The sequence below is a fragment of the Pseudoalteromonas sp. NSLLW218 genome, from assembly GCF_015864775.1.
In the GTDB taxonomy this organism is placed as follows: domain Bacteria; phylum Pseudomonadota; class Gammaproteobacteria; order Enterobacterales; family Alteromonadaceae; genus Pseudoalteromonas.
The window spans coordinates 232,045-257,819 of record NZ_JADYWO010000004.1 but is presented as its reverse complement, the minus strand read 5'-3'; the positions used below and the strand labels follow the sequence as shown (position 1 = coordinate 257,819).

General features: G+C 39.9%; 20 protein-coding genes. 12 read left to right on the top strand and 8 right to left on the bottom strand.

Annotated elements, in window-relative coordinates:
- The first annotated feature begins 3 nt into the window (after nt 1-3).
- The gene (locus I6E80_RS07990) at nt 4-324 is read left to right on the top strand and encodes a hypothetical protein (protein ID WP_076924937.1); all 321 of its coding nucleotides are present in this window, start codon (nt 4-6) and stop codon (nt 322-324) included.
- Nucleotides 325-754: 430 nt separating this feature from the next.
- Here the strand turns inward: I6E80_RS07990 and hemH are convergent, their stop codons facing one another.
- Complete coding sequence (gene hemH / locus I6E80_RS07985; RefSeq protein WP_197185285.1) at nt 755-1,774, bottom strand: ferrochelatase; 1,020 nt, start codon at nt 1,772-1,774, stop codon at nt 755-757.
- A 74-nt stretch (nt 1,775-1,848) separates the two neighbouring features.
- A complete protein-coding gene (locus I6E80_RS07980; RefSeq protein ID WP_197185284.1) occupies nt 1,849-3,177 on the bottom strand; it encodes an HD domain-containing phosphohydrolase in 1,329 nt (442 codons plus the stop codon).
- A 199-nt stretch (nt 3,178-3,376) separates the two neighbouring features.
- On the opposite strand from I6E80_RS07980, the gene I6E80_RS07975 reads away from it, so the two are divergent.
- From I6E80_RS07975 to arfA, 3 genes are all read left to right on the top strand, one after another.
- Nucleotides 3,377-4,330, top strand: coding sequence for a sensor histidine kinase (locus I6E80_RS07975; protein WP_024599415.1), 954 nt, complete (start codon nt 3,377-3,379; stop codon nt 4,328-4,330).
- A gap of 253 nt (nt 4,331-4,583) precedes the next feature.
- Nucleotides 4,584-7,124, top strand: a complete 2,541-nt coding sequence (locus I6E80_RS07970; protein WP_197185283.1) for a TonB-dependent siderophore receptor — start codon at nt 4,584-4,586, stop codon at nt 7,122-7,124.
- Nucleotides 7,125-7,328: 204 nt separating this feature from the next.
- Complete coding sequence (gene arfA / locus I6E80_RS07965; RefSeq protein ID WP_165722939.1) at nt 7,329-7,529, top strand: ribosome alternative rescue factor ArfA; 201 nt, start codon at nt 7,329-7,331, stop codon at nt 7,527-7,529.
- A 574-nt stretch (nt 7,530-8,103) separates the two neighbouring features.
- On the opposite strand, the gene I6E80_RS07960 is transcribed toward arfA, so the two are convergent.
- Complete coding sequence (locus I6E80_RS07960) at nt 8,104-9,060, bottom strand: helix-turn-helix domain-containing protein (protein ID WP_197185282.1); 957 nt, start codon at nt 9,058-9,060, stop codon at nt 8,104-8,106.
- A 219-nt stretch (nt 9,061-9,279) separates the two neighbouring features.
- On the opposite strand from I6E80_RS07960, the gene I6E80_RS07955 reads away from it, so the two are divergent.
- From I6E80_RS07955 to eat, 3 genes are read left to right on the top strand one after another with little or no spacing between them, the layout of a single operon-like run.
- Nucleotides 9,280-10,686, top strand: a complete 1,407-nt coding sequence (locus tag I6E80_RS07955; protein ID WP_197185281.1) for an ethanolamine ammonia-lyase subunit EutB — start codon at nt 9,280-9,282, stop codon at nt 10,684-10,686.
- A complete protein-coding gene (gene eutC, locus I6E80_RS07950) occupies nt 10,683-11,570 on the top strand; it encodes an ethanolamine ammonia-lyase subunit EutC (RefSeq protein ID WP_197185280.1) in 888 nt (295 codons plus the stop codon). Before I6E80_RS07955 ends, eutC begins: the two co-directional genes overlap by 4 nt.
- A gap of 59 nt (nt 11,571-11,629) precedes the next feature.
- Nucleotides 11,630-13,033, top strand: a complete 1,404-nt coding sequence (gene eat, locus I6E80_RS07945; RefSeq protein WP_170071551.1) for an ethanolamine permease — start codon at nt 11,630-11,632, stop codon at nt 13,031-13,033.
- 129 nt (nt 13,034-13,162) lie between these two features.
- On the opposite strand, the gene arfB is transcribed toward eat, so the two are convergent.
- Nucleotides 13,163-13,576, bottom strand: coding sequence for an alternative ribosome rescue aminoacyl-tRNA hydrolase ArfB (gene arfB, locus I6E80_RS07940; RefSeq protein WP_024599421.1), 414 nt, complete (start codon nt 13,574-13,576; stop codon nt 13,163-13,165).
- A 193-nt stretch (nt 13,577-13,769) separates the two neighbouring features.
- Between arfB and I6E80_RS07935 the strand changes: the two genes are divergently transcribed.
- Nucleotides 13,770-14,342 (top strand): hypothetical protein, encoded by a 573-nt coding sequence (locus tag I6E80_RS07935; RefSeq protein ID WP_024599422.1) that lies wholly within the window; start codon nt 13,770-13,772, stop codon nt 14,340-14,342.
- Between the two features lie 278 nt (nt 14,343-14,620).
- Here I6E80_RS07935 and katG read toward each other — a convergent pair whose 3' ends face one another.
- Nucleotides 14,621-16,801, bottom strand: a complete 2,181-nt coding sequence (katG, locus tag I6E80_RS07930) for a catalase/peroxidase HPI (RefSeq protein ID WP_197185279.1) — start codon at nt 16,799-16,801, stop codon at nt 14,621-14,623.
- A gap of 904 nt (nt 16,802-17,705) precedes the next feature.
- Between katG and I6E80_RS07925 the strand changes: the two genes are divergently transcribed.
- The gene (locus tag I6E80_RS07925) at nt 17,706-18,596 is read left to right on the top strand and encodes a tetratricopeptide repeat protein (RefSeq protein WP_197185278.1); all 891 of its coding nucleotides are present in this window, start codon (nt 17,706-17,708) and stop codon (nt 18,594-18,596) included.
- A gap of 769 nt (nt 18,597-19,365) precedes the next feature.
- Here the strand turns inward: I6E80_RS07925 and deoD are convergent.
- Both deoD and I6E80_RS07915 read right to left on the bottom strand, forming a co-directional pair.
- Nucleotides 19,366-20,067, bottom strand: a complete 702-nt coding sequence (gene deoD / locus I6E80_RS07920) for a purine-nucleoside phosphorylase (RefSeq protein ID WP_024599424.1) — start codon at nt 20,065-20,067, stop codon at nt 19,366-19,368.
- Complete coding sequence (locus tag I6E80_RS07915; protein WP_024599425.1) at nt 20,067-21,299, bottom strand: phosphopentomutase; 1,233 nt, start codon at nt 21,297-21,299, stop codon at nt 20,067-20,069. The genes deoD and I6E80_RS07915 overlap by 1 nt, the downstream gene beginning before the upstream one ends.
- A gap of 192 nt (nt 21,300-21,491) precedes the next feature.
- Here I6E80_RS07915 and udk point away from each other — a divergent pair, with 192 nt between their 5' ends.
- The 3 genes from udk to I6E80_RS07900 all read left to right on the top strand — a co-directional run bounded on the left by udk (nt 21,492) and on the right by I6E80_RS07900 (nt 24,385).
- Nucleotides 21,492-22,124 carry a uridine kinase gene (gene udk, locus I6E80_RS07910; protein ID WP_007583533.1) on the top strand — a complete coding sequence of 211 codons (633 nt, stop codon included), beginning with the start codon at nt 21,492-21,494 and terminating at the stop codon, nt 22,122-22,124.
- Between the two features lie 17 nt (nt 22,125-22,141).
- A complete protein-coding gene (locus tag I6E80_RS07905) occupies nt 22,142-23,368 on the top strand; it encodes a NupC/NupG family nucleoside CNT transporter (protein WP_024599426.1) in 1,227 nt (408 codons plus the stop codon).
- Nucleotides 23,369-23,674: 306 nt separating this feature from the next.
- On the top strand, nt 23,675-24,385 hold the full coding sequence (locus tag I6E80_RS07900) for an ABC transporter substrate-binding protein (RefSeq protein WP_024599427.1): 711 nt from the start codon (nt 23,675-23,677) through the stop codon (nt 24,383-24,385).
- Between the two features lie 978 nt (nt 24,386-25,363).
- Here I6E80_RS07900 and I6E80_RS07895 read toward each other — a convergent pair.
- A complete protein-coding gene (locus I6E80_RS07895) occupies nt 25,364-25,573 on the bottom strand; it encodes a cold-shock protein (RefSeq protein ID WP_002959120.1) in 210 nt (69 codons plus the stop codon).
- Nucleotides 25,574-25,775 lie beyond the last annotated feature (202 nt).

Here is a 25,775-nt window from a genome sequence, read left to right as displayed (position 1 = left end):
TCAATGCAAATAAATGACGACAAAAAAATCCGCTTAATGTATCGCATTGAGCCCGGTTGCCTCGGCCCTAAGGGGGCTGAGCATGTTGAAGATTTTTGTCGTTTTGCAAATAAGCATATTAAGTCACCATTTTATGGCCAATTTGTATTTTTACCTCGTTACGATAAAACCATAGACGAGAGACAATATAGCGTTAACAGCCGTAATTTATCACTTGCTCAGGCTCGGGCTTATTTAAAACACTTTGATATTAATATTGAAGAATTTGAAGAACAGCTCGACGAGCTTCTCACCAAAGCGATTGATTTATATTTTAAACGATAGCATTGAATTGCTGTTGCTTAGGTATTGTCTCCCCTCAAAAGTACACTTTAATTATTATTAAAAGTATAAGTAATTTCTTTCACAAAGATAAGGTAATCAGTAATAACTGAGAAAAACCAGATCGGCCAATATGTATCACTTACTCTAAAAGCGCAGCGCCTCTTAACCTCTTTGTGGATAATTAGCCCTTTAAAAGCTTTTATTTGCACAATGAGAAGTAAAAGAGGAGTAAATGAGGAGTAAATGAGAAAAGCCGAAAACAAAAAACAGTATTTTTATGTTTTATCACTACTCTAAAAGCGCAGCGCCTCTTAACCTCTTTGTGAATTAATTAACTAAATATTTTAAAAGCCCTAAAAACAAAAAGCGGTGTTAATTTTAACACCGCTTAATGCGAAATATATTTAGCTATGTGCTTTAGTAAACCTGGTTACAACATAGGTTTTATAACATCAAACACGGCTTCTATATGGTCGTCTCTGTCGTTTAGTGCCGCTATGTAACGGTATTTATCGCCGCCTGCGTTTTCGAATATTTCACGGTTTTCGCCTTCCAGCTCTTCAAGAGTTTCTAGGCAGTCGGCGCTAAAAGCAGGGCTGATAATAGCTACATCGGTAATACCTTCATCAGGTAAGGCTGCAAGAGTTGCGTCGGTGTAGGGCTTTAACCACTCGGCTTTACCAAATCGACTTTGAAAAGTACTTATTACTTTGTCTTTATCAAGGCCTAGTTTTTCGACAACTAAGCGTGTGGTTTGTAAACATAAGCAATGGTACGGGTCGCCTCGCTCTAAAAACAATTTAGGCATACCGTGATACGAAAAAACAATTTTTTGTGGCATACCATTCGCTTCTAAATCCTCACTAATACTATTAGCAAGGGATTCAATGTAACGGGTGTTTTTGTGATAGCCATTAACAAAATGCAGCTCTGGCACCCAGCGCCATTTACGCAGTACGCTCGATACGGCATCAAAGGTTGAGCCTGTAGTTGGGCTAGAATATTGCGGATACATTGGCAGTATAATAATACGCGTTAAGCCTTTATCTCGTAGCTCTTCAAGGCCAGCCTCTATTGAAGGATTGCCATAACGCATAGCCATTACCACTTCAGTATTTGTATACCCTTGCTCTTTTAATAAGGCATTTAGCTTTACGCTTTGTTGGCGAGTGATGTGAGTAAGCGGTGAACCATTTTCGGTCCATATACTTTCGTATAATTTAGCCGAACGCTTAGGGCGCACACGCAAAATAATGCCATGTAATATTATCATCCATACTAGGCGTGGTATTTCTACAATGCGTGGATCTGATAAAAACTCACGTAAATATGTACGAAGCGCAGCCGCTGTTGGTGCATCGGGGCTACCTAGGTTAGTAAGCAGTATTCCCGTTTTTTGGTTAAAACGCCCATCATGGGGATTGTCAGTAACCGCAGAAAATCGCGACACAGAGAGCTCCTTCAAGCAAATTCAATTATGTATTTTATGCACATTGTAACGAAAAAAACTGCCGTTTAGATCAATCATTTAGCAGTTTTAACCATTATTCTAAACGGGGTTGGCTTTTTAGATTCTAACTGTTGGAGTTTTTCTATCGATTTGCGGCTAAATACGTGGCCTTTTGGCAGCAACATTATACCTGCATGGCTGTGCAGAGCATGGCCAAGTGTCATTTGATCTTTTAGTTCATGGGCATTACAAATTAGCACTGATCCTGCTGAACTTTTTTGTTCGTGTAGTTTTGCATGGCTTGCTTCAAGCGCACGTACAATTTTGGGGTGATAAAACGAACCACTGTAAAGCTTTACACCTTCAAGTGCGTCATCGTGGCGCTGCTTTTCATCGCTTGCATTGCTCTGCTCAAATGCATCCCAGTAATCGCGCGCTAACCCCAATACCATAGCTCCTATTGGTATGTCGTTTCCGGCAAGACCTTTGGGCATTCCATTACCGTTAAAACGTTCAAACTGATAATAAATAGCATCTGATAAATCGTGTAAATGTATTGCTGGCATTAGCATTAATTGTGCAGTACTTGGGTGAGTATAAAAGGTCTTACGTTGTTGCTCATTTAACCTGTTTAGCGGTTTTTTATAAAGCTCAGGGTCCATAGCAAGCAAACCTATTTGCGCTAAATAGCCAGCCATTGGAGCAAGATCAATGCTTTTTTGCGACAGGTTTAAATAAAGCGCTATTTGTGTGCAGGTATTTGCAATGTTTTGTGCTTTATTGCCGTCAAGGTAGGGGTTTGCGTTAATAAAATTATATAGTAATTCTACAGTTGATTTGTGCTCTTGTTTTTCACGCTCGTTGGCGTCTTCAAGCTTTTTTAAAACTTGTTTTATTTGTAAAGTACGTTTATCTACTCGCTGCTCTAACGTGTTGTTTAGCTCTAGCAGCTCTAGGTTTTGCGCCTTAACTTGTGCTTCTAACTTTTGGTTTTGTTTTTTTAGCGCAAATTTTTCAAGGCTATCTTTAATGCTTCGAAGTAATAAGTCGTTTTGCCAAGGCTTTTGAATATAGCCATTTATTTGACCTTGGTTAACAGCCGCTAGAGTTGTTTGTATATCGGCGTAACCGGTTAACAAAATACGTTGGGTGTCGGGTGCCAGCGCGCGCGCTTTTTCTAAAAACTCGGCACCGTTCATTACTGGCATACGCATGTCGCTAATAATTAAACCAAACTCATGATTTTTAAAAAGTGTTAATGCGTTTTGCGGATTATCGCAAACAATAACCGACAGGCCATTTACTTCAAGTAAACGGGTTAACGTGCGTAGTACTATTTCATCATCATCAATGCAAAGTACATCAACCTGATTCATCGGTGTGTTTGGTGTTGCTTGAGTCATTGCGCCGCCCTTAAATTACTTCTGGCTAAATAATAGCTTAAAAAAATATTCTATGGTGAGTTTGTCCTGCCTTTATTTATAGCTGAATCTAAGTAATGTAGTTATTACCCATAAGTAGATAATTGCTAACACTAAAGTTGCAAATTTGCGTGTAACCAACTAAACATTAAGTATAAAGTTATCTATATGGATGAAAGGAATGAATGGATCAGATGGTAATTTTGAACGTGCCTTTTTAAACGAACAAAAGCTGCGCTTGGCCGCAGAGCAATTACTTAAAGATAAAAGCACCGTTTTAGTTGCCATAAATAATGAATTACAAAAAAAAGTAGCCGATTTAGAACATCAACAAATGCTGTTTGTGCAAACTGAAAAAATGGCGACCTTAGGAACGCTTTGTGCAGGCGTAGCCCACGAAATAAATACCCCGCTTGCCTATGCTATGAGTAATATAGAAAGCTTACAAAACTCTACCCCTTTGCTCATCACGCTGCTAAAACTTAACGAGCAATACTTAAATAACGAAATTAAAGAGAGCCGTTTTAAACACGAAATCGACATACTCAATTTACAGTATCCGTATGCGTGGCTTTATAACAACTTACAGGGACAAGTTAACGACAGCGTTGAAGGACTCAAACGAATAAAACAAATTGTGCATGACTTATTAAACTTTGCTCACCCCACCTCTTCGCAAGATAAACAACTCACCGATATAACGACTGGCGCTAATAACGCTTTAAGATTATTGAGTAACAAACTTAAGTTATGCGAAATAAAAACACGCTTTGAACCACTACCACTTATTTGGTGCAATTTATCATCTATTAATCAGATTTTTGTAAATTTATTAATGAACGCTTGGCAAGCATGCGAGCTTGATTTAGAAAAAGGCTGCATTATTGAGGTGAGTATTTTTGAACAAGGCACAAATATATGTATTGAGGTAAAAGATAATGGCTGTGGAATGAGTGAAGACACAATAGCACATATGTTTGACCCTTTTTACACGACAAAAGAAGTCGGAAAAGGTACCGGCATGGGTATGACACTTGTATACGCTATGGTGAACGATCATGGTGGAAAAATAGAAGTTAACAGCACATTAGGGACAGGTACGACCATCCGCTGCCTATTACCTCTAAAAGTATAAACAAACGAGCAAAACCACATTGTAAATAAAAAGTTAACCGACTAGCTTTTGAAGTTTAATGCTCTTTTAGCGTGTATTTTAATCTATTTGATGTGGTTTTTTCTCATCTTGAAATTTATTTGCATACTTAGACCAAAAATTTAGTTTTTTTCATTTCTTTTTGTTTGCATATGTTGCTAGGATGTTTGCAACAGGTTGTGAGTATCATAACCACACACATATTATAAGAACACAAAAAAACAGGGTCGTCACTATGCCAACATACCGTTTAAACACACTTGCTGTAGCCGTTGCTTTCGCGTTTAGCGCACCAAGCATTGTTAACGCAGAAGAAGCACCCGTGCAAGCTGCTAAAAACATTGAGCAAATTTCTGTATTAGGATCGCGTGTATCTAACCGTACCTCTACTGAGTCTTCTTCTCCTATTGATTTAATTGACGCTGATGATTTAACTAAAGGTGGTTTTACCGAATTAGGCCAAAGCCTGCAAGCGACAGCGCCTTCATTTAACTTTTCGCGTACACAAGTATCTGACGGTTCTGACTTATTTAGACCCGCAACACTTCGCGGCTTACAGCCAGATCAAACCCTTGTATTAGTAAATGGTAAACGTCGTCATAACCAATCAATTTTTGGCCTTAACGGTACGGTAGGCGCGGGTGCTGCGGGTACCGATATGAATGCTATTCCACTAACCGCACTTAAAGGCGTTGAAGTATTACGCGATGGCGCAGCGGCTCAGTATGGCTCTGACGCTATTGCAGGCGTAATTAACTTATCTCTTAATAACTCAACAGGTATTACTACTGGCTTTGTGCAATATGGTGGCACTAGCGAAGGTGACGGCGATACAATTTCAGCAGGTTTAAATCGTGGTTTTGATATAGGTAACGAAGGCGGCTTTATTAATTTATCACTTGAATACCGAGATGCTGATGGCACAAACCGCGCAGAGCGAGATACGGGTGGCTCGCTTGATGTTGAGCCTGGCACGCTAAGTGACGATGTGCGCTGGAGCCAAGGTAATTCAGAAAGTGAGTTTACGTCATTATTTTATAATATGGCCTTACCATTGGGCGACGGCGAGCTTTACTCGTTTGGTGGCTACTCAGAGCGTACGGCCCTAGGTAATGGTTTTTACCGTAACTTTAACGAAGCCTCTAAAAACGTAACACAAGTATACAGCGATGGTTTTTTACCGCGCATATATAACGAAGCACAAGATATTTCTGTAGCGGTTGGTTTTAAAGGCGATATTAACCCAGATTGGAATTACGATGTATCGGCTGTTTATGGCGAAAACCAATACGATTTTACATCACGTAATACAATTAACGCCTCTTATGCTGCTGAGTATTTATTTAATAACCCGAGTGCAAGTGATGCCGACATTGCTGCAAACTCAGGCCCTAGTGGCGGTTACTCAGGTGGTTTTAGGTTTGATCAAACAACCGTTAACCTTGATGTAAACGGTATTGTAGATATTGGCCGCAGTGAGCCTTTATATGTAACTGTGGGCGCCGAGTACCGTAAAGAAAACTACGAAATAGTTGCAGGCGATGAAGCGTCATACGCGTGTGGGTTAGCAAATACAGATACCTCTTACCCATCAGTAAACGACCCGGATCAATTTGCTGAGTGTGGTTTTCAGGCTTATAACGGCCTGCGCCCAGAGGCAACTAACGACAGCGATCGTAACAGCTACGCAGTTTATGTAGATGTAGAAACTATGATCACAGACGCATGGAACGTAAGTGGTGCGCTACGTTATGAAGATTTCTCAGATGCTGGCGACGATTTAATTGGTAAATTAGCAACACGCTATGAATTTTCAGATGACTTTGCAGTACGTGGTGCGGTATCTACTGGTTTTAGAGCGCCATCGCTTCAACAAAGTGGTTATACAGCCTTTACAACTAACTTAGGCTCAGACGGTACACTAACGCAGTCGTTTACGGCAAACACAGGTACAGCTTTTCCAAGTGCGTTAGGTGTAGATAGCCTAAAGCTTGAAACATCAACAAACTACAGTGCTGGTTTTGTTTACGATGTAACAAGTGAGCTTTCGTTAACGGTTGATTTTTATCGCGTAGAAATTAAAGACCGTATTACACTTGGCAGCTTACTTAGCGCTGACGATGTATCGTTTAGCAGTGAAGCAGTTGCAGCGCTACAAGCAACGGGTGCAGTACAAGCTAACTACTTTTCAAACTCGGTTGATTCTACTACGCAGGGCGTTGATATTATTGCATCGTACCGTACAGACGTTGAAGGCGGTAATTTTGGTGTAACCTTTGCGGGTAACCTAAACGATACTAAAATTGACGGCGTGAATGCAGAAGACGGTATTCCTGAAGCAGTTGCATTTGACGACCTACAACGTAGCTTTTTTACAGACGGACAACCAAGTGAGCGTGCAACGCTTACCTTTGATTACGAGCGCGATGCATACACATCAACTATTCGCTTTAACTACTTTGGCGAAACAGACGTAAAATACTTTGGTAACGATCATATTTCATTACCAGGTGAGCTTTCGCCTACTGGTTCGTTTAAACCAACAAGTACGGTTGAATCTGCTGTGTTAGTTGATTTAAATGTTAGTTACCAAATTAACGACATGTTTGCGCTTTCGGTGGGTGCCGATAACGTGTTTGACGAAACGCCAGACGAGCTAGGTGACGACGAAGTACTTAACTTTATCACCAATGGTGCATTTAAATACCCTGTACGCGCATTGCCATACGGCTTTGACGGCAGAACGTATTACGCAAAAGTAAGCTTTAGCTTTTAATTTTTAAAGCAAATTAAACCACATTAAGCGCGGTTATTAACTGCGCTTTTTTTATGCTTTTTTATTATTAAAATACAACCAAAAGAATGTTAAAAATACTTGCGCGGTTGAAAATTAAGCCTACAATCGCCATCTATTAAATAGGCTAATATAAAAGCCTCTTTATAATTTAATTTAAAATAACCATTAGTTGATAGGAAATATATGACTAAAAAATCTAAAGCAAAAACCGCAAGCAACAGCGCGGTAGATACAGGACGAGGCGTTATTAATCATAATGCGCTGGCGGCGATGGTCACCTCTAAATTATTTAAGCCACAAGTGGTTAAAGCTAAAAAAGGCAAAGGTTCGTTTAAACGCAGCAACAAACATTCAGGACAAGAGTCCTATTTAATCGCGGCTTAAATAGCACCGATCAAATAGGGCTTTTGAATATAGTAAGCGAGGTTTTATACCTCGCTTTTACTTTTAAAGCATTAAAGCATTAAAGCATTAAAGCCACGTTACATGAGCGCGAAATAAATTAGCACCTACGGGTTCGGTGTTGTTGTAGGTGAGGTTTTATACCTCGCTTTCACTTTTAGTTCTTTATTATTTTAACTCCAAGCTGTCCTCTAAAAGCGAAGCGCCTCTAAACCTCTTTGTGAATAACTGCCCTTAAAAATATGAATGCACAAAGAGAAGAAAAAGAGGAGTAAATGAGAAGACAAAGTCCATTTGTTTAAGTTATATGATATTTCACCACCGAGCTCACCGAGGCGCTGTGCGCTACACAGAGAAAACACGAGTAATGGTTAGTCACTGCTCCTTGTTTTCTCCTTCACTTCTCGGTGGTGATTTAATTACTTGCTTACTAATGCACCCGACTAAATGTAAAAGCGGTGATTTTAAACGCCAGCAAGCTGCGCGTCCACAGGTGTTTAACTCAAGTTAGAGTATGGTCTGTAGAAGAAACGTGCTCACGTTAGAAGTGTAGTTTCTAACCTTTAAAACTATTACTTTTAACTGTTTGTGATGGGTTTTCACCAAAAAGTTGCGTGTAATCTTTAGCAAATTGTCCCGCGTGCCAAAATCCCCAATTAGCTGCTATTACTGAAATTGGTTTATCTTGGTTTAATTTTTTCAGTTCCCGCCTTACATTATTTAAACGTGTTAAACGTAAAAACCGCAAAGGGTTAATTCCTAAAATACTCTCAAAGCTATATTGAAGTGTGCGCCTACTTACAAAGGCAAGCTCGCACAGCTCGGTTATGGTTATTGTTTTTTGTGGATTTGTGGTCACATACTCTTTTACTTTATCTACCACGGCTTTTCGACGTGTATAACTTGGCGCAATATTTTGCTGTGGATTATCCGCTTGTAATAAGTGTAGTGCCAACATGTTTAGCATATCTTGTTGTGATTCGGTTTTAAGTCCAAAGCCCTTGCCTACAACCATGCTATTAATTATTTGCCTTGCCGTTTGCAATGATGAGTTGCTCACCGATAAGCGAGCTGATTGCGCAGATGACAGGTTTTTCAATGTTACACCTTGTAGCTGCGCCATATATTCAATTGAGTTCCAATCGATTACCAAACCATAAATATTAAATTGCTCAGGGGTTATCAGTTCAAAGTCATTATCACTTGTACGGCACATAAATTGATTACTTGCCACATTTAGGCCATTAATTCTACTTTGCTGCGACTGATAAGGGATGCCAAGCCAAACAGAATTAGGGGCTATGTTACATTGCTGACGAAGCGCTCGCTCGGTGTATTCTTTAAACACGTGAATATTGGCGTAATCCGTTTCTTCAATAAAACCATAAAAGCTGCCGTCGCTCATTTGATCGTATTTTTGCTGCCATTGAGTAAGGCTATGCGCTTGCTCGTCTATGTCATGTGTTTGCACCTTGCTCTTAAGTGGTGCGCCGTACCTATTTTGCTGCGCCATATAGGGGATGCTCTTTTTCGTTACACTTTTATTATGCTTAAGTTAACACCGCTTTGCGTATGCAACCAATTGAATTGGATTAATAAATAATCTTTTGCCAAAATTCGATAGTTACTTGGTACAAAATAAGCTGTCTTGTAACTATTCAAAATTGATTTATAGCTAAAATAAAGCAAAACCTATACCAAGGTTTGTCATGTTAGTTATGTGGAGTAAATCATGGGGCAAGCGTACAGTTACACTTTAGGTACACATACTTATAAATTCGATAACTTAGCCCAGTTAATGGCTAAAGCAACGCCGCAGCGTTCGGGTGATCGCTTAGCGGGTATAATTGCACAATCGGCGCAAGAGCGCGCTGTAGCACAAATGGCATTGGCCGATGTACCTCTTAAAACATTTTTAAATGAGGTACTTATTCCCTATGAAGATGACGAAATTACACGTTTAATTATTGACGAGCATGATGCGAATGCTTTTATGGCTATTGCACATTTAACCGTAGGTGACTTTCGTAATTGGCTTTTAAGCGACTTTGCAACACCCGCTGTGCTTGCAAGTATAAGGCAGGGTATTACACCCGAAATGGCTGCAGCTGTTAGCAAAATAATGCGCAATCAAGATCTCATATTAATTGCTAAAAAGTGCCATGTTACGAGTGCTTTTAAAAATACCATTGGCCTTCCTGGGCATTTATCTACACGTTTACAACCAAACCACCCTACTGATGATATTAACGGTATTGCTGCATGCATGCTCGATGGTCTGCTATACGGTAATGGCGATGCAGTAATAGGTATCAACCCTGCAACCGATAATGTTGCTCAAGCCATTAAATTAATGATGCTAATGGATGATGTTATTCAAAAATATGAAATACCAACCCAAAGCTGTGTACTCACTCATGTTACTAACACGATTGAATGCATAGAAGCAGGTGCACCGGTTGATTTAGTGTTTCAGTCGATTGGCGGCACAGAGGCTACTAATTCAAGTTTTGGCTTTAATTTAAATACCTTAGCCGAAGCGCAAGATGCGGCCTTGAGTTTAAAGCGCGGTACTGTTGGCAATAACGTGATGTATTTTGAAACCGGGCAAGGCAGTTCGCTTTCAGCAAATGCGCATCATGGGCTTGATCAGCAAACGTGTGAAGCTCGCGCTTATGCCGTTGCTCGTAAGTTTAACCCGTTACTAGTAAATACCGTGGTGGGGTTTATTGGCCCTGAATATTTGTTTGATGGTAAAGAAATTACTCGGGCAGGACTTGAGGATCATTTTTGCGCTAAGTTACTAGGTATACCGATGGGGTGCGACGTGTGTTACACCAATCATGCAGAGGCCGATCAAAACGATATGGATAACTTGCTAACGCTATTAGGCGTTGCAGGTTGCTCGTTTGTAATGGGAATACCTGGCTCTGACGACATTATGCTTAATTACCAAACTACGTCGTTTCATGATGCATTATATGTTCGTCGTGTTCTTGGCTCTAGACCCGCCCCTGAGTTTGAGGCATGGCTGAGCAAAATGAAAATTATGCAAAGCACTTCCGATATCACACTTTCAGATACTTTGCCTCCCGCTTTTGCCAAACCTCTGGGTGCAATTACTGGAGGTGGCTCATGAAATCAAGTTCAAAACAGAGCACTCCTTTAGATAACTCAGTAAACGAGCATAAAAATAACGGTAATGTAGTGCACAACCCTTGGAGTGATTTACGCCGTTTTACCGATGCGCGTATTGGTCTTGGCCGCGCCGGTATAAGTTTGCCAACCTCAGAAATGCTGGCTTTTCAGCTATCTCATGCACAAGCGCGCGATGCGGTGAGCTTTCCGCTAGATATTAACGAAATGACTGAGCAACTGGGTAGTATTAGTGATCTAAAAGAGGTTGCTCCTCCCCTTCATTTACACAGCCAAGCTACTGACAGGGTTACTTACCTTCAGCGACCCGATTTAGGCCGCAAGCTTAATGACAATGGTAGGCAAATACTTCTCAGCTATATGAATAAACAAAAACACACTACGCAGGCTAAATACGATTTAGCGATTGTCGTGGTTGATGGACTCTCGTCGTTGGCGGTACAAAAAAATGCATACCCATTTATAACAGAGCTATTAACGCACCTCACAACAGACAAGCAATTTAAAATTGCTCCCATTACTTTGGTTGAGCAAGGGCGAGTAGCGATTGGCGACGATATAGGTGAGCTGCTAAATGCGCAGGTGGTTATGGTGTTAATAGGAGAGCGCCCAGGACTTAGTTCGCCAGATAGCCTTGGCTTGTATTTAACGTGGGAGCCCAAAACAGGACTTAACGATGCATGTCGTAATTGCATATCGAATATTCGCCCTGCAGGCCTGCCTTATGCTGAAGCGGCTAGGCGTGCACTGTACTTATTACGTGAAGCTAAAAAACTAAAACTAACTGGGGTTAATTTAAAAGACCGCACACAAGACGATGTCATTGAGCATCAGGTTCCAACCACTAACTTTTTAATTGCTGAGTAATTTTAATTAAAAACACGTGAAATAAAACAATAAAAACTAAACATCAACGGAGAAGGGTTATGTCTACTAATAATACAGAGTACCTTGCTAAAAGACAGTTAAAACGGGGTACTGCGGGATGGTTATTACTCGCAGGTTTGGGGGTGTCGTATGTAATATCGGGTGACTTTGCAGGCTGGAACTTTGGTATTGCCGAAGCCGGTTGGGGTGGCTTTGCCATTGCAGCAGTATTAATGGCAGTTATGTATTTAGCGCTAGTATTATCGCTTGCTGAAATGTCAGCTGCAATACCTGCTGCAGGCGGTGGTTATAGTTTTGCGCGTCAAGCTATCGGGCCCGCGGGAGGCTATTTAACCGGGCTTGCCGTATTAATTGAATATGCCTTAGCGCCCGCTGCTATTGTTATTTTTATAGGATCTGCAGTTGAAGCCCTTACCGGATTTAATGGCCCATGGGTATATGCATTATTTTACTTACTATTTGTGGGCATTCATTTAGCAGGCGTAGGAGAAGCACTTAAAGTAATGATGGTAATAAGTGGTTTAGCGGTATTAGCTATTATTGCGACCGCATTTGTATTAATCACAAATTTTGATGCATCACGCTTATTTGACGTCCCCGTAACCGATGCAGTGGGAGCCAGTGAATTCTTACCTTTAGGTTGGTACGGGGTTTGGGCTGCATTACCGTTTGCCATGTGGTTGTTTTTAGCGGTTGAAGGTGTACCGCTTGCTGCAGAGGAAGCAAAAGATCCCGCTAAAGATGTGCCTAAAGGCATAATTGGTGCAATGATCTTTTTGTTATTTACTGCATTTTTAGTGGTAGTTTTAGTACCAGGTGCTGGCGGTGCGGCTGCAATGGGCGCAAGTGCAGTGCCTTTGGTTGATGCATTAAACGCATCGGGTAGTGAGGGCTTAGCAACCGTTGTAAATATATTAGGGCTTGCGGGGTTAGTCGCTTCATTCTTTTCTATAATTTATGGTTATAGTCGCTTAGTGTTTGCTTTATCTAGAGCCGGTTATTTACCGCGTTCGTTGTCTATTACTACTAATCGCAAAGTGCCAGCACGTGCGTTAATTGTACCGGCAGTATTTGGTTTTTTAGTATCACTCAGTGGCGAGGGTGACTTAATACTCGCAATGGCTGTAGTGGGAGCAACGGTATCGTATGCATTAATGGCGCTGAGTCATATTTTGCTACGCGTTAAACAACCTGATTTACCTCGCCCGTACAAAACTCCTGGTGGTGTAGTTACTTCAAGTATTGCTTTAGTGCTTTCGCTTATAGCATTAACGGGTGTGTATGCATTTGACCCTCGTGCATTTTTATACACTATGGTGCTGTTTATTGTGGGTGCAGCTTATTACTTTGGCTATAGCTCAAAACACTTAGTTGCTAAAAGCGCGGACGAAGAATTTGCAATGCTGGCGGATGCAGAATCTGATTTAGAAATGGCTAAGTAGACATTAATAGCTATTAAGTATAAGTGAGGAGACCCCTCACTTATACTTTTATGCACGCTGTAGGATGTAAAAATAGCGCCTACATTTAGGCATCAAGTCCCCTCTCTATTTTATTTATACCGTTTAAAACTAAAACTTAATGTTGCCGCGTAGCGCTTTGTTTTGCCCATGTTTAGTTTTTTTATCCATACGTTTGCGCTGTGAATTACGGCTAGGCTTGGTGGCACGACGCGCCTTATTGACAACGGTAGCACTGAGTATTAAATCTTTTAAACGTTTAAGGGCATCTTCTCGGTTTAGCTCTTGTGTACGGTGGCTTTGCGCTTTAATTATTAAAACGCCCTCTTTGGTGATTCTTGAATCATTTAAGGCAAGCAAGCGTTCTTTGTAGAAGTCAGGTAATTTAGAGCGGTTAATATCAAAGCGTAAATGAATTGCACTTGCCACTTTGTTAACATTTTGACCACCGGCACCTTGCGAACGAATAGCCGTGAGCTCTAGTTCCCATTCATCGATAGTGACAGTATTTGAAATTGTTAACATTGTGTTCAGCTCTATTTGTCAAAAATGCATTATATCATTTGTAACTATATTTGTGCTGAATCAGCTTAAGTTATAGGACTTTAAAGTATTTATACTACTTTATAGCCTAAATCCCCCTAATACTTTAGTTTTGTATTGGCAAGCGCTTACATTTAGTTTTAAATAGCGTTAATTAAACAACAGGAAATGCCCAATGAAAAAAATACTTTTATCACTTAGCTTATTAGCAATGAGTTTTTCAAGCCTTGCAGAAGACATTAGCGAAGGCCAATTACAAAGCTACATGAAAGCATTACCTGCTGTAACTAGCTGGGCAAGCAGCCAAGAGTCGTTAAAAGACTTAGATTTAGCAAGTATGTTAGGTGGTTCTGCAGAGCAAAGCGTTGGCGAACAAAGCTCTTTAGCTAATAGCGCACTAAGCATGATTAAAGAGCAAGACCTGTACAAAAGCTTCGCGGGTGTTACAAACCGTTACGGTTTTACACCAGAGCAGCTAGTAACTGTAGGTTCTGAAGTATCAATGGCTTATATCGAAAATCTTAAATCGGGCCTTTCTGCTGATAACCAAGAAACGGCAACTAAAGTAATGGGCGGCCTGCAAAGCCTTAAAAGTGCTAAAGATAGTGGCGCTAGCTCGTTAATGGGTTCGTTTGGTAAATCTTCAAGCGCAGCTGCGGAGTCTACGGATTCTTTAGTAAGCGAAAGCAACCTTGAACTTGTGAGCGAATACATGCCACAACTACAAAAGCTTTTTGCACTTCTATAAGTTTTATTGTTTTATACAAAAAGGTGGCTTTTGCCGCCTTTTTTAATGCCTAACTTTTATATGACTTAGATAGATTACGATATTTTTGTGAGCAATACTAAGTAGTGCTGTGTGCAAAATTTAATGCAAAAATAGCTTTCTATCGTCGCTTATTTAATCTGGGGTATGGGTCGTAAGTTGTCAATTTTTATAAAAAGGCAGCTTTGTGTAACGGTATGGCAAATATTAAAAAACGGGGGAGTAAATTATTACTCCCCCGTTTTTATTTAGCGTACAGATTATTTAAGATCGAACCTGTCTGCGTTCATTACTTTTACCCATGCATTTACAAAGTCATGTACAAAACGCTCTTTGTTGTCGTCTTGTGCATAAAACTCAGCAAGTGCGCGCAATATAGAGTTTGATCCAAATACTAAATCAACGCGTGTTGCCGTCCATTTAGTCGTACCACTTTGACGGTCAACTATATTGTATAAGCCTTTTTGCACCGGCTCCCAACGGTTTGACATGTCAGTTAAGTTTACAAAGAAATCGTTGGTTAATGAGCCTACGCTATTTGTAAATACGCCATGTTCGCTGCCAGCATAGTTAGTACCTAGTACTCGCATACCACCAATAAGTACCGACATTTCTGGTGCACTTAATCCCATTAACTGGCTACGTTCTAGTAATAACTCTTCAGCTGATACTGTGTAATCTTTTTTCAACCAATTTCTAAAACCATCATGAATTGGTTCTAATACATCAAACGATTCTGCATCAGTCATTTCGTCTGTTGCATCTCCTCGACCTGGTGCAAACGGTACGTTTACATCAACACCCGCTTGTTTTGCAGCTTGTTCTACGGCTGCTGTACCACCTAAAACAATTAAGTCGGCGATGCTAACTGGTTTATTCAAGCCAGCCTGCACTTTTTCAAGCGCACTAAGTACTGATACTAAACGTTCTGGCTCATTACCTTGCCAATCTTTTTGCGGTGCTAAACGAATGCGTGCACCATTTGCGCCGCCACGCTTATCAGAACCACGATAAGTACGTGCGCTATCCCAAGCTGTATTTATTAAATCAGCGGCACTAACACCACAATTTAATAATGTCGTTTTAAGATCGCTAATTTCGTCGTCTGTTAATGTGTAATCAACGGCTGGAATTGGATCTTGCCAAATTAAGTCTTCACTTGGTACGTCGGCGCCTAAGTAACATGATTTAGGGCCTAAGTCGCGGTGAGTCAGTTTAAACCATGCTCGCGCAAACACATCTGAAAAGTATTCAAAGTCGTTATTAAAACGTTCAATGATTTTGCGATATTCAGGGTCCACTTTCATGGCCATATCAGCATCAGTCATCATTGGCTTTAAGCGAATTGATGGATCTTCTACATCAACAGGTTTGTCTTCTTCTTTAATATTAATAGGCTCCCACTGATGAGCGCCTGCTGGGCTTTTAGTCAGTTCCCATTCGTAGTTTAGAAGTAAGTAACAGTAACCGTTATCCCATGTCGTTGGGTGTGTAGTCCACGCACCTTCAAGGCCTGAAGTAACAGTATCGCGGCCAATTCCGCGTGTTGTTGTATTATTCCAGCCAAGACCTTGCTCGTGTACGTCTGCAGCTTCTGGTTCTGGGCCTAAGTTTTCAGCTTTACCGTTACCATGTGTTTTACCTACAGTATGGCCGCCCACAGTTAATGCAGCGGTCTCTTCGTCATCCATTGCCATGCGGGCAAAGGTTTCGCGAACTTGAGCCGCTGTTTTAAGCGGATCGGGTATACCGTTAACACCTTCTGGGTTTACATAAATTAAGCCCATTTGTACTGCTGCTAATGGGTTTTCCATCGTGTCTGGTTTATCTACACTTTCGTAACGACCGTCACTTGGCGCTAACCATTCTTTTTCAGCTCCCCAGTAAACGTCTTTTTCAGGGTGCCAAATATCTTCTCGGCCGCCTGCAAAACCAAAGGTTTTTAAACCCATTGATTCGTATGCCATGTTGCCCGCTAAAATAATTAAGTCGGCCCATGAAAGCTTGTTACCGTATTTTTTCTTTATTGGCCACAGTAAACGGCGCGCTTTGTCGAGGTTACCGTTATCTGGCCATGAGTTAAGTGGTGCAAAACGTTGATTACCTGTACCACCGCCTCCTCGGCCATCGGCTAAACGGTAAGAACCCGCTGAATGCCATGCTAGGCGAATCATTAAACCGCCATAATGTCCCCAATCGGCTGGCCACCAATCTTGGCTATCGGTCATTAAGCTTTTTACATCTGTTTTTAGCGCGTCAAGATCGATTGACTTAAATGCTTCAGCATAATTAAAGTCGCTATTGTATGGGTTTGATTTGGTGTCGTGCTGATGAAGAATGTCTAAGTTTAGGGCATTTGGCCACCAATCAGTATTGGGATTAGACGTTTTAGTATTACTGCCGTGCATGACCGGACATTGGCCTGCTTTAGGGTTGCTCATTCTGGAATCCTTATAATGGAAAAGTAAAATACTTAATCAATCAGTATTGTTGCTTATGTATTTATAACTTTTTAAAAAGTAACGGTTATTTTTATTTAATCGGCTTACTTATTATTTAGTGTGCCTGCCTAAACACTTACGTATCCTTAATATAGGCGCATAAATTATGCTACGCCAGCCTCAACATACTATTTAAAACGATTGCTCCAATTTATATTTTTGATTGGTCTTTTGCTAATGATGTATTTAACAATAGCTTTGTAATTACGTTTTAAATAATAGTAAAAATAAATCTGATGACACTCGTGTAAAGTATTGCAGGGTAAAATACAAAATTAGTAAACTAACCTTAATCTTTTTACTAGACCTGTGATCGAATTGAAAAATTTCGGCGTAATGGTATGTGAAGGGTTTGAAAGTGGCTTTAATTTATTTAAAGCGCACATTGGAATACCCCCCTTCACCATGAAATTGTAGTTATATAGTTATAATTATAAAGGTGCATTACTTAAGCCCAATGCACCTTTACTTTATAAACCGAATACTTAAAGTATTCTTATATTTTTAACTAATTGAATTGAATTAAGTATTTGTTCAGAAAGGTTCAGTTAGTATGAAGTTGTTCTCCTGTGAATCCCTACGACATATTGTTGTTTTAAGCAGTTTTTGCCAGCTCATATTGAGCTGGCTTTTTTTTGCCTATTTTTCCTAAAACCACCTAAGTATTAGCAAAATGCTCAAGCTTTACCCTGTTATTCCTAGGCTCACTAGGCTAAAAAATTCTTACAACTACTGTTCCTATCTAAATTAGGTTAATTTTAATCCTGAAAAGTCAACGCGCCCTAGTGCCATTCAGCCCTGCATGTTAAAGTTATTACAGTAATTAATTTAATTAGGCGTATCGATGCGTTATTACCTATCTACACTTTTTGTTTGTTTAACTTTTTTTTCGGGCATAGTAAATTCTGCTGAAAAACAACCTGCCTCACCTACAGCACAACAAGAGCAACAAGCCCTTCAACAACTTAAAGAGCCTATGTATAAACCGCTAATGGAGCGCTACATACTCGACGAGCTAAAAGCGGTTAGGCAAGATCAACAAAAACTCCGTGAAGATGTAACTAAACAGGTAACCCATGCGCAGCTTGATACTGCTGACCGCGCATTAACGTACACTACCGATACTATTAATAATGTATTTTTTATAATTACCGCTACGGCTTCTATTTTGGTCTTAGTGGGTTGGAACTCGTTGCGCGATGTTAAAAACAAAGTAGAAGACATTGTAAATACACGTGTGAGTGTAATTACAGACGAGTATGAAGACCGATTAAAAATTCTTGAAGAAAAACTACGTGTACGCTCAGAAGAAATACTCAGCAACCAAGAGCGCATATCGGTGACTAACGAAGTTCATTCGCTGTGGATGCGCGCCAACCTAGAAAGTGATTTTGCTAATAAGATTGAAATTTTTGACGAAATACTTAATCGCAAACCAGAAGATGTTGAAGCCATTGCTTATAAAGCCGATGCATTACTAGAAATTAATGAAACAGCACAAGCCATTGAGCTGTGTAATCAAGCTATTGATATAGATAGCGATTACGGTTATGCCTATTGGCAACGCGCATGTGCTTATGCACTAACACATAAGCATGCTGATGCCTTAGCCGACATTAAAATGGCACTTGAATACTCTCCAAACTTACGTAATGAGCTATTACATGAGAGCGCATTTGCAAGCCTACATGACAACGACAGCTTTAATACGATAGTAGCTGGTGAGATTGTTTAAGCACTCAGTATTTGGCCTGTATGATTAGGCGCAACACCATAAAAAAGGGCTTTGGCCCTTTTTTTGTTTTTAAAGGTTAAGTTTGTTGTGTAATTAAGTAATTAGAAGCTGCGCTTCTCGCGCGAGCAAGCTCTGCGCCTACCTGCAAAATTTGACACTCTGGTTAAAATTTACTTGTAGACGCGCTGCTTGCAGGCGTTTAAAAACGTAGTTTTTAGGATGGGTGATTAAGTAATTAGAAGCTTCGCTTCGCGCGCGAGCAAGCTCTGCGCCTATCTGCCAAGTTTGACACTGTGGTTAGAATTTACTTGTAGACGCGCTGCTTGCAGGCGTTTAAAAACGTAGTTTTTAGGATGGGGATTAAGTAATTAGAAACTGCGCTTCTCATGCGAGCAAGCTCTGCGCCTACGTGGAAAACTTAACACTGTAGTTAGAATTTACTTGTAGACGCGCTGCTTGCAGGCGTTTAAAAACATAGTTTTTAGGATGGGTGATTAAGCAATTAGAAGCTTCGCTTCTCGCGCGAGCAAGCTCTGCGCCTACGTGGAAAACTTAACGCGGTGGTTAAAATTCACTTGTAGACGCGCTGCTTGCAGGCGTTTAAAAACATAGTTTTAGATGGCTGGATTAAGTAATTAGAAGCTGCTGCTCATTTTCTTCAGGCATAAAAAAAGCCGCATAAAATGCGGCTTTGGAGGTTTAGTCTCACTTCACTTTGGGCGTGTCTCCAAAACTTAGTGAATACGTTACCAAGGAACTGTTTTATTGATTAGATAGACTCTAATGCAATTTTAACCATTTCATTAAACGTACTTTGACGCTCATCAGCAGGTGTTGCTTCGCCAGTGATTACGTGGTCACTTACTGTAAATAATGCCATTGCGTTTGCGCCGTATTCAGCTGCAACGCCATATAAACCGGCTGTTTCCATATCTACTGCTAGCATGCCTAACTTGTCTAAGTCTTTATAGAACGAGTCATCTGCTTGATAGAATGTGTCGGTTGTAAATACGTTACCTACTTTTGCTTTAATGCCTAGCTCTTTAGCAGCGTTTACGCCGTTTAAAAGTAGGTCAAAGTTAGCAATAGCAGCAAAATCGTAGCCACGTACGCGTGCACGGTTTACGTTTGAATCTGTGCTTGCACCTTGTGCAAAAATTACGTCACGAATTTTGATATCTGTGCCAATACCGCCACACGTACCAATACGTATAATATTTTTAACGCCAAAGCTTACAATTAGCTCACGTGCATAAATAGACATTGATGGAATGCCCATGCCTGAACCCATGATACTTACTGGCTTACCTTTGTAAGTGCCAGTGAAACCGTACATGTTACGAACGCCGGTAACTTGTACTGCATCATCTAAAAAGTTTTCAGCAATATATTGCGCACGTAGCGGATCGCCTGGCATTAATACTGTTTCGGCGAAATCACCAACGTTTGCACTGATATGCGGAGTACTCATTAATTGTTTTCCTTTTTATTTGGCGTTTTTAGCTCATTTAAAAAGCTGTCGCCGTAATCAAGCGCAGATAAGCTAAACCACTGTGCCAGTGTTTGGCCTATATCTGCAAAGCTATTGCGTTCACCTAATGGTGTGTTACTCATACCTGCTTGGTATGCAATAACAGGTACGTATTCACGAGTGTGCTCAGAACCTGGAAAGGTTGGGTCACAGCCATGATCTGCAGTGATCATTAATACGTCATCTGCTTTTAACTGATTTAGTATAGTTGGTAAATAGTCATCAAATTCTTTTAATGCTTTTGCGTATCCTACCGGATTACGACGATGACCAAATTTTTCATCAAAATCAACTAGGTTAGTAAAGATTAAGCTACGATCTGGCGCGCTTTCCATTACTTCGCTGGTTTTTTCTAGCAAGTTCATAAGCCCAGGTGCTTTGTGCTTTTGGGTTATGCCCTGATGCGCGTAAATATCTGAAATTTTACCAATACTAATTACTTCGCCGCCGTCTTTTGCTAGCACATCTAGCAATGTTGGTGCTGGCGGAAGTACTGAATAGTCACGACGATTACCCGTTCGGGCAAAGTCTTGGCTATTTGAACCCAAAAATGGCCGCGCAATCACTCGTCCTATATTCATTTCATCAAGTAGCGCCCGTGCGATTTCGCAAACTTGATAAAGCTTCTCTAGGCCGAATGACTCTTCATGCGCGGCTATTTGAAACACGCTATCAGCTGAGGTGTAACAGATTGGTTTACCTGTTTTTACGTGCTCTTCACCTAGCTGTTCTAAAATGGTAGTTCCTGATGCATGGCAATTGCCTAAAATGCCAGGAATACCTGTACGAGCTATAAACTCGTCTATAAATTCTTGTGGGAAACTTGGCTGTGTTTTTGGGAAATATCCCCAATCAAATAACACTGGTACGCCTGCCATTTCCCAATGACCAGATGGCGTGTCTTTTCCGCTAGAGATTTCTTTAGCGTAACCCCATGCACCTTCTGGTGCTTGGCGGTTTGAAATTAAACACGGTTCGCCACCGGCAGCTTCACATGCGTCTACTAATCCTAATTTAGATAAATTAGGAAGCGACAGTGCACTGCCTGTTTCGTCGTAATATGCTTTTAGTAAGTGAGCGAATGTATTAGCCCCAAGATCGCCGAATTTATCTGCATCTGGTGCTGCACCGATTCCTAGGCTATCTGCCATTAAAATAATTGCTCTTGCCATTTTGACCTCACTTTGATTCTAGGTGGTTACTTTATCCGCTGATCGAATTTTCCGTACAGGACAAAAGTCCTGTTTCATAAAACCTAAACATTATAAATTTGCACTCTTGAGCGAAGCAAAAGAGATTAATCGTGTCTTTTTTGCTATTGTGATCTACCAACAATATATCTTTCTGTGTGGATGAGAACTTTAGTGACACGAACTACTATTATAGCTATTGCAGGCGCGTCTGCGTCGGGCAAATCTCTTTTTAGCCAAACTATATACAATGAATTGGTTAATGAGCTTGAACCAGGCGCTATCGCCATTATTGAAGAAGATGCTTATTACAAGGATCAGTCGCATTTGCCTATGGCTCATCGTACGCAAACAAATTACGACCATCCAGATGCATTTGAACACGCGTTGATGCTTGAGCATTTAACACAACTTCGTTGTGGTAACTCAGTAGAAGTACCAACGTATGATTATGCACAGCATACGCGTAGTGCAACCACACGCCGAGTTCCTGCTGCTAAAATACTGATTGTTGAAGGTATTTTACTATTGAGTGACAAAGCGCTTAATAAAGAATTTGATATTAAGGTGTTTATAGATACACCTTTAGATATTTGTTTAATGCGTCGTATGCAACGTGATATGGAGCAACGAGGCAGAACATTACAATCTGTTGTTGAGCAGTATCAAGCAACTGTTAGACCGATGTTTTATCAATTTATTGAGCCTTCGAAGCATAACGCTGATTTAGTTGTGACTCGAGGCGGCATGAACCGCGTTGCGATTGATATAATAAAAAGTAAAATTAAATATTTACTACAAGAATAACAACGGGAAACATTTGTATGACAACATTTATGAGCTTAGTGGGCATGTGTGTGCTACTAAGCATTGCCTTTGCTGCGTCAACTAATCGCAAGGCAATTAATTTAAGAACCGTTGGTATAGCGTTTGCGATGCAAGTTGTTATTGGCGGTTTTGTTCTGTTTTTCGAAGCAGGAAAAAATGTGTTAACGAGTATGTCATCAGCCGTTTCGTCGGTTATTGGTTATGCTAATGATGGTATTGGGTTTTTATTTGGTCCACTTGCCTCACAAGACACATTAGGTTTTATTTTTGCAATTCAAGTTTTGCCCGTTATCGTGTTTTTCTCAGCACTTGTTGCTGTGTTATATCACCTTGGCATTATGGATTGGATAATTAGGATTTTAGGCGGCGGTTTACAAAAATTATTGAAAACCTCTCGCACAGAATCGCTTTCAGCAACGGCAAATATTTTTGTAGGCCAAACTGAAGCTCCGTTAATAGTTAAGCCATTTATAGCAACGATGACAAAATCAGAATTGTTTGCAGTGATGGTAGGTGGCTTAGCCACTGTAGCAGGCTCTGTAATGGCTGGTTACGTAATTATTGGCGTAGATCTTAAGTATCTTATTGCGGCGAGCTTTATGGCTGCACCAGGTGGTTTTTTAATGGCCAAGATGATTGTGCCAGAAACTGAAACTCCTAAAGATAACTTAGCTGATTTAGATTTAGATGACGAAGATAAACCTGTAAATGTAATTGATGCAGCAGCATCAGGTGCAGCAAACGGTATGCATTTAGCACTTAATGTAGGTGCAATGTTACTTGCTTTTGTAGCGCTAATTGCACTATTAAACGGTTTATTAGGCGGTATTGGCGGGTGGTTTGATTACCCGACATTAACGCTTCAAGAAATATTAGGTTATGTATTTGCTCCAGTTGCATGGTTACTAGGTGTGCCATGGGACGAAGCGATTATAGCCGGCAGCTTTATTGGTCAAAAGATAGTAGTAAACGAGTTTGTTGCTTACTTAGACTTTATAAATTATCGCGATACGTTAAGTGCGCACACACAAGCAATTGTTACTTTTGCTTTATGTGGCTTTGCTAACTTATCATCGATAGCCATTTTACTAGGTGGGTTAGGCGGTATGGCGCCTAGCAGGCGGAAGGATATCGCACGCTTAGGGCTCAGAGCAGTGTTAGCAGGATCTATGGCTAACCTTATGAGCGCAGCAATTGCTGGGTTTTTCCTCTCGCTAGCTTAGAAACTTATTGAGATGAACACCGGTGTTGCAAAACAAGAGGATAGCGCTTTAAGGGGTTAAAGCTCTATCTGACTTGAACGATACTTCACCAAGGGCCGCAAGGCCCTTTTATCGTTTTAGAGCATAGTTTTTTAGCTTCAATTACTTCAGACCTCAAGCCGTTTACCTATCTAGCCTCCTTTATAGTTGTACATAACTCAAATAAACCAATATCTTAGTAACAAGTTCACATAAATAATTTTTGTATTTTTCATATTTTCAGCCACACTTATATTACTTAAGCTAACCGAATGACGATTCGCTATTGTGAAATATATTCTTTATTCCCTTCTTTTTACTTGTTCCGTGTATATTCAAGCAAAGGAAACTCTGCTTGTTGTGACTGAGTTAGCGCCACCAAACCAAGTATTAATTAATGGCGAAGTTGCAGGTGAAGGTACTCAATTTATTAGGGATATATTTGCTGAGGCTGATCTCACACCTAACATTCAAATGTATCCTTGGGCACGTGCTTATAAAATTGCAGATGAATTAAAAAATACCTTTATATACAGCCTTGCTCGCACTGTAGAGCGAGAAAATAAATTTTATTGGATTGGACCAGTTGGACGGTTTGAGCTGGGCTTTATCGGCCTATCAGAGCGAAATGATCTTATTATAAATAATACTGAACAAGCAAAAGTGTATAAAATTGCAATGCAACGCAATGACTTTTCAACACAAACCCTCACGAAACTTGGATTTGAAGCTGTTTTAACCTCTGACATTCAAAAATCATACTCTTTACTATTAGCTAAAAAAGTAGATTTAATTGTAGACGATCCATTATATATGCAGCAGATGAGCGACTATCTAAAGCTCAAACCAGCACACTTAAGGTTTATTTATAAAATAGATGAGCTAACAATTGATGCTTATTTAGCTGCGAATAAAAAAACAGATATGCGTTTAGTTGAAGCACTACAAGCTGCATTTTTAAAAGTAAAAAAAGATAAAGGGCTACCTTACGAAAGGTAAATTAATAATAGTGGGGTATTTATAAGCAGCAAAGTCACCTTTCGTTTTTAACTTTTTATACTCATTGTTAAATCGCTTTATAATAGGTTTAGGTACCGATTATTAAATGCTATGTAATTACCAGCAAACTCAGGATGGAGTGATTTTTGCACTTCACTACGTCAGTTGCTTTATATCCAAAGAGCTCTAGCTATACTTTATTGTAACTTTTGAACTTGAAATTAGATCTATCTTTCTTTTTGAAAACAAATCCATAAATTGTTTTTCGTCTCCAAAAATCAGTAAATTTTCATCCGTTTTAAAGCCAATTTTATTTACTAATAACTCATATGTATCACCTCTTACAATTTTAAAAAAAACTGCTTTGCATATTTTGGATTATTTATACTAATACCAATAAATAGAGGTTCACGTTCGGTGTTTTTAGCAATTAGAACAAGACCTAAGTGAGGGTCTTTTTGAACTAATACCAATCTGCTTATGTATGGGGTCTATTTAACGTTAAGGAAATTACGCTAGAACTAGGCAAAAATTTTTGTATCTAGTTGTTCTCAATAAAAAATTTTTAACGACGTTATAGTGCAATTTAATTCGTTAAATTGATCAAAGATTTATGCAGGTTGGTATAAATTATAAGCATGCTCCCAAAGAAGCAATTTAAACACGCTGGTTATAGCAATAGCTGTGCAAATATCTTTTACAATAGCGAGAGTAATACCAACAAGCTGATCTTTGTCGTTTTAAAATTATAAGGGAGAAATGTTCGGTATAAATTACAAGCTTAAACTCACTTGCATTAGCGCAATGGCTTAGAAGAATGACTCAGAAGAATAGAAAACAAATATTAGGTGGGGCTTAATAATAGCAATATCATTTAGCTAATTTACATTGATAATGGGCGTTGTTTGGTTTGAGTCAAATTCCAGACACAAAAAAAGCGCCTTAAGCGCTTTTTTTCATTTTACTTAAAAAGTAAAATTATACAGCTGTGATGTTATCAGCTTGTGGACCTTTTTGACCTTGTGAAAGAGTAAACTCTACACGTTGGCCTTCAGCTAAAGTTTTGAAACCTTCGCTTTTGATTGCTGAGAAATGTGCGAAAACGTCTGGGCCATTTTCTTGCTCGATGAAACCAAAACCTTTAGACTCGTTAAACCACTTAACTGTACCTGATACGATGTTAGACATTGTAATATCCTGAAATAAAAATAAAAATATGCTCATAAGAGCGGGTGTAGCAAAAAATGAGATGGTACTTTAAAAACTTCAGGACGGAACTACAAGTATTACTTATATCGAAATGGAGATTTATAGCTTACATGCTTTCTTTCTAGCTGCGGCCCACTATATAGAGTTTAAATAATATGTCAAGTACCTATCTATAATCAGA

What these genes read in the sequence shown, in the direction of transcription:
- I6E80_RS07935 (WP_024599422.1), top strand. Translation starts at nt 13,770, where the DNA reads ATGAAAAAAATACTTTTATCACTTAGCTTATTAGCAATGAGTTTTTCA.
- I6E80_RS07955 (WP_197185281.1), top strand. Translation starts at nt 9,280, where the DNA reads ATGGGGCAAGCGTACAGTTACACTTTAGGTACACATACTTATAAATTC.
- I6E80_RS07925 (WP_197185278.1), top strand. Translation starts at nt 17,706, where the DNA reads ATGCGTTATTACCTATCTACACTTTTTGTTTGTTTAACTTTTTTTTCG.
- I6E80_RS07905 (WP_024599426.1), top strand. Translation starts at nt 22,142, where the DNA reads ATGACAACATTTATGAGCTTAGTGGGCATGTGTGTGCTACTAAGCATT.
- arfA (WP_165722939.1), top strand. Translation starts at nt 7,329, where the DNA reads ATGACTAAAAAATCTAAAGCAAAAACCGCAAGCAACAGCGCGGTAGAT.
- I6E80_RS07980 (WP_197185284.1), bottom strand. Translation starts at nt 3,177, where the DNA reads ATGACTCAAGCAACACCAAACACACCGATGAATCAGGTTGATGTACTT.
- I6E80_RS07990 (WP_076924937.1), top strand. Translation starts at nt 4, where the DNA reads ATGCAAATAAATGACGACAAAAAAATCCGCTTAATGTATCGCATTGAG.
- katG (WP_197185279.1), bottom strand. Translation starts at nt 16,801, where the DNA reads ATGAGCAACCCTAAAGCAGGCCAATGTCCGGTCATGCACGGCAGTAAT.
- eat (WP_170071551.1), top strand. Translation starts at nt 11,630, where the DNA reads ATGTCTACTAATAATACAGAGTACCTTGCTAAAAGACAGTTAAAACGG.
- I6E80_RS07895 (WP_002959120.1), bottom strand. Translation starts at nt 25,573, where the DNA reads ATGTCTAACATCGTATCAGGTACAGTTAAGTGGTTTAACGAGTCTAAA.
- I6E80_RS07970 (WP_197185283.1), top strand. Translation starts at nt 4,584, where the DNA reads ATGCCAACATACCGTTTAAACACACTTGCTGTAGCCGTTGCTTTCGCG.
- I6E80_RS07915 (WP_024599425.1), bottom strand. Translation starts at nt 21,299, where the DNA reads ATGGCAAGAGCAATTATTTTAATGGCAGATAGCCTAGGAATCGGTGCA.
- deoD (WP_024599424.1), bottom strand. Translation starts at nt 20,067, where the DNA reads ATGAGTACTCCGCATATCAGTGCAAACGTTGGTGATTTCGCCGAAACA.
- I6E80_RS07960 (WP_197185282.1), bottom strand. Translation starts at nt 9,060, where the DNA reads ATGGCGCAGCAAAATAGGTACGGCGCACCACTTAAGAGCAAGGTGCAA.
- arfB (WP_024599421.1), bottom strand. Translation starts at nt 13,576, where the DNA reads ATGTTAACAATTTCAAATACTGTCACTATCGATGAATGGGAACTAGAG.
- eutC (WP_197185280.1), top strand. Translation starts at nt 10,683, where the DNA reads ATGAAATCAAGTTCAAAACAGAGCACTCCTTTAGATAACTCAGTAAAC.
- I6E80_RS07975 (WP_024599415.1), top strand. Translation starts at nt 3,377, where the DNA reads ATGAATGGATCAGATGGTAATTTTGAACGTGCCTTTTTAAACGAACAA.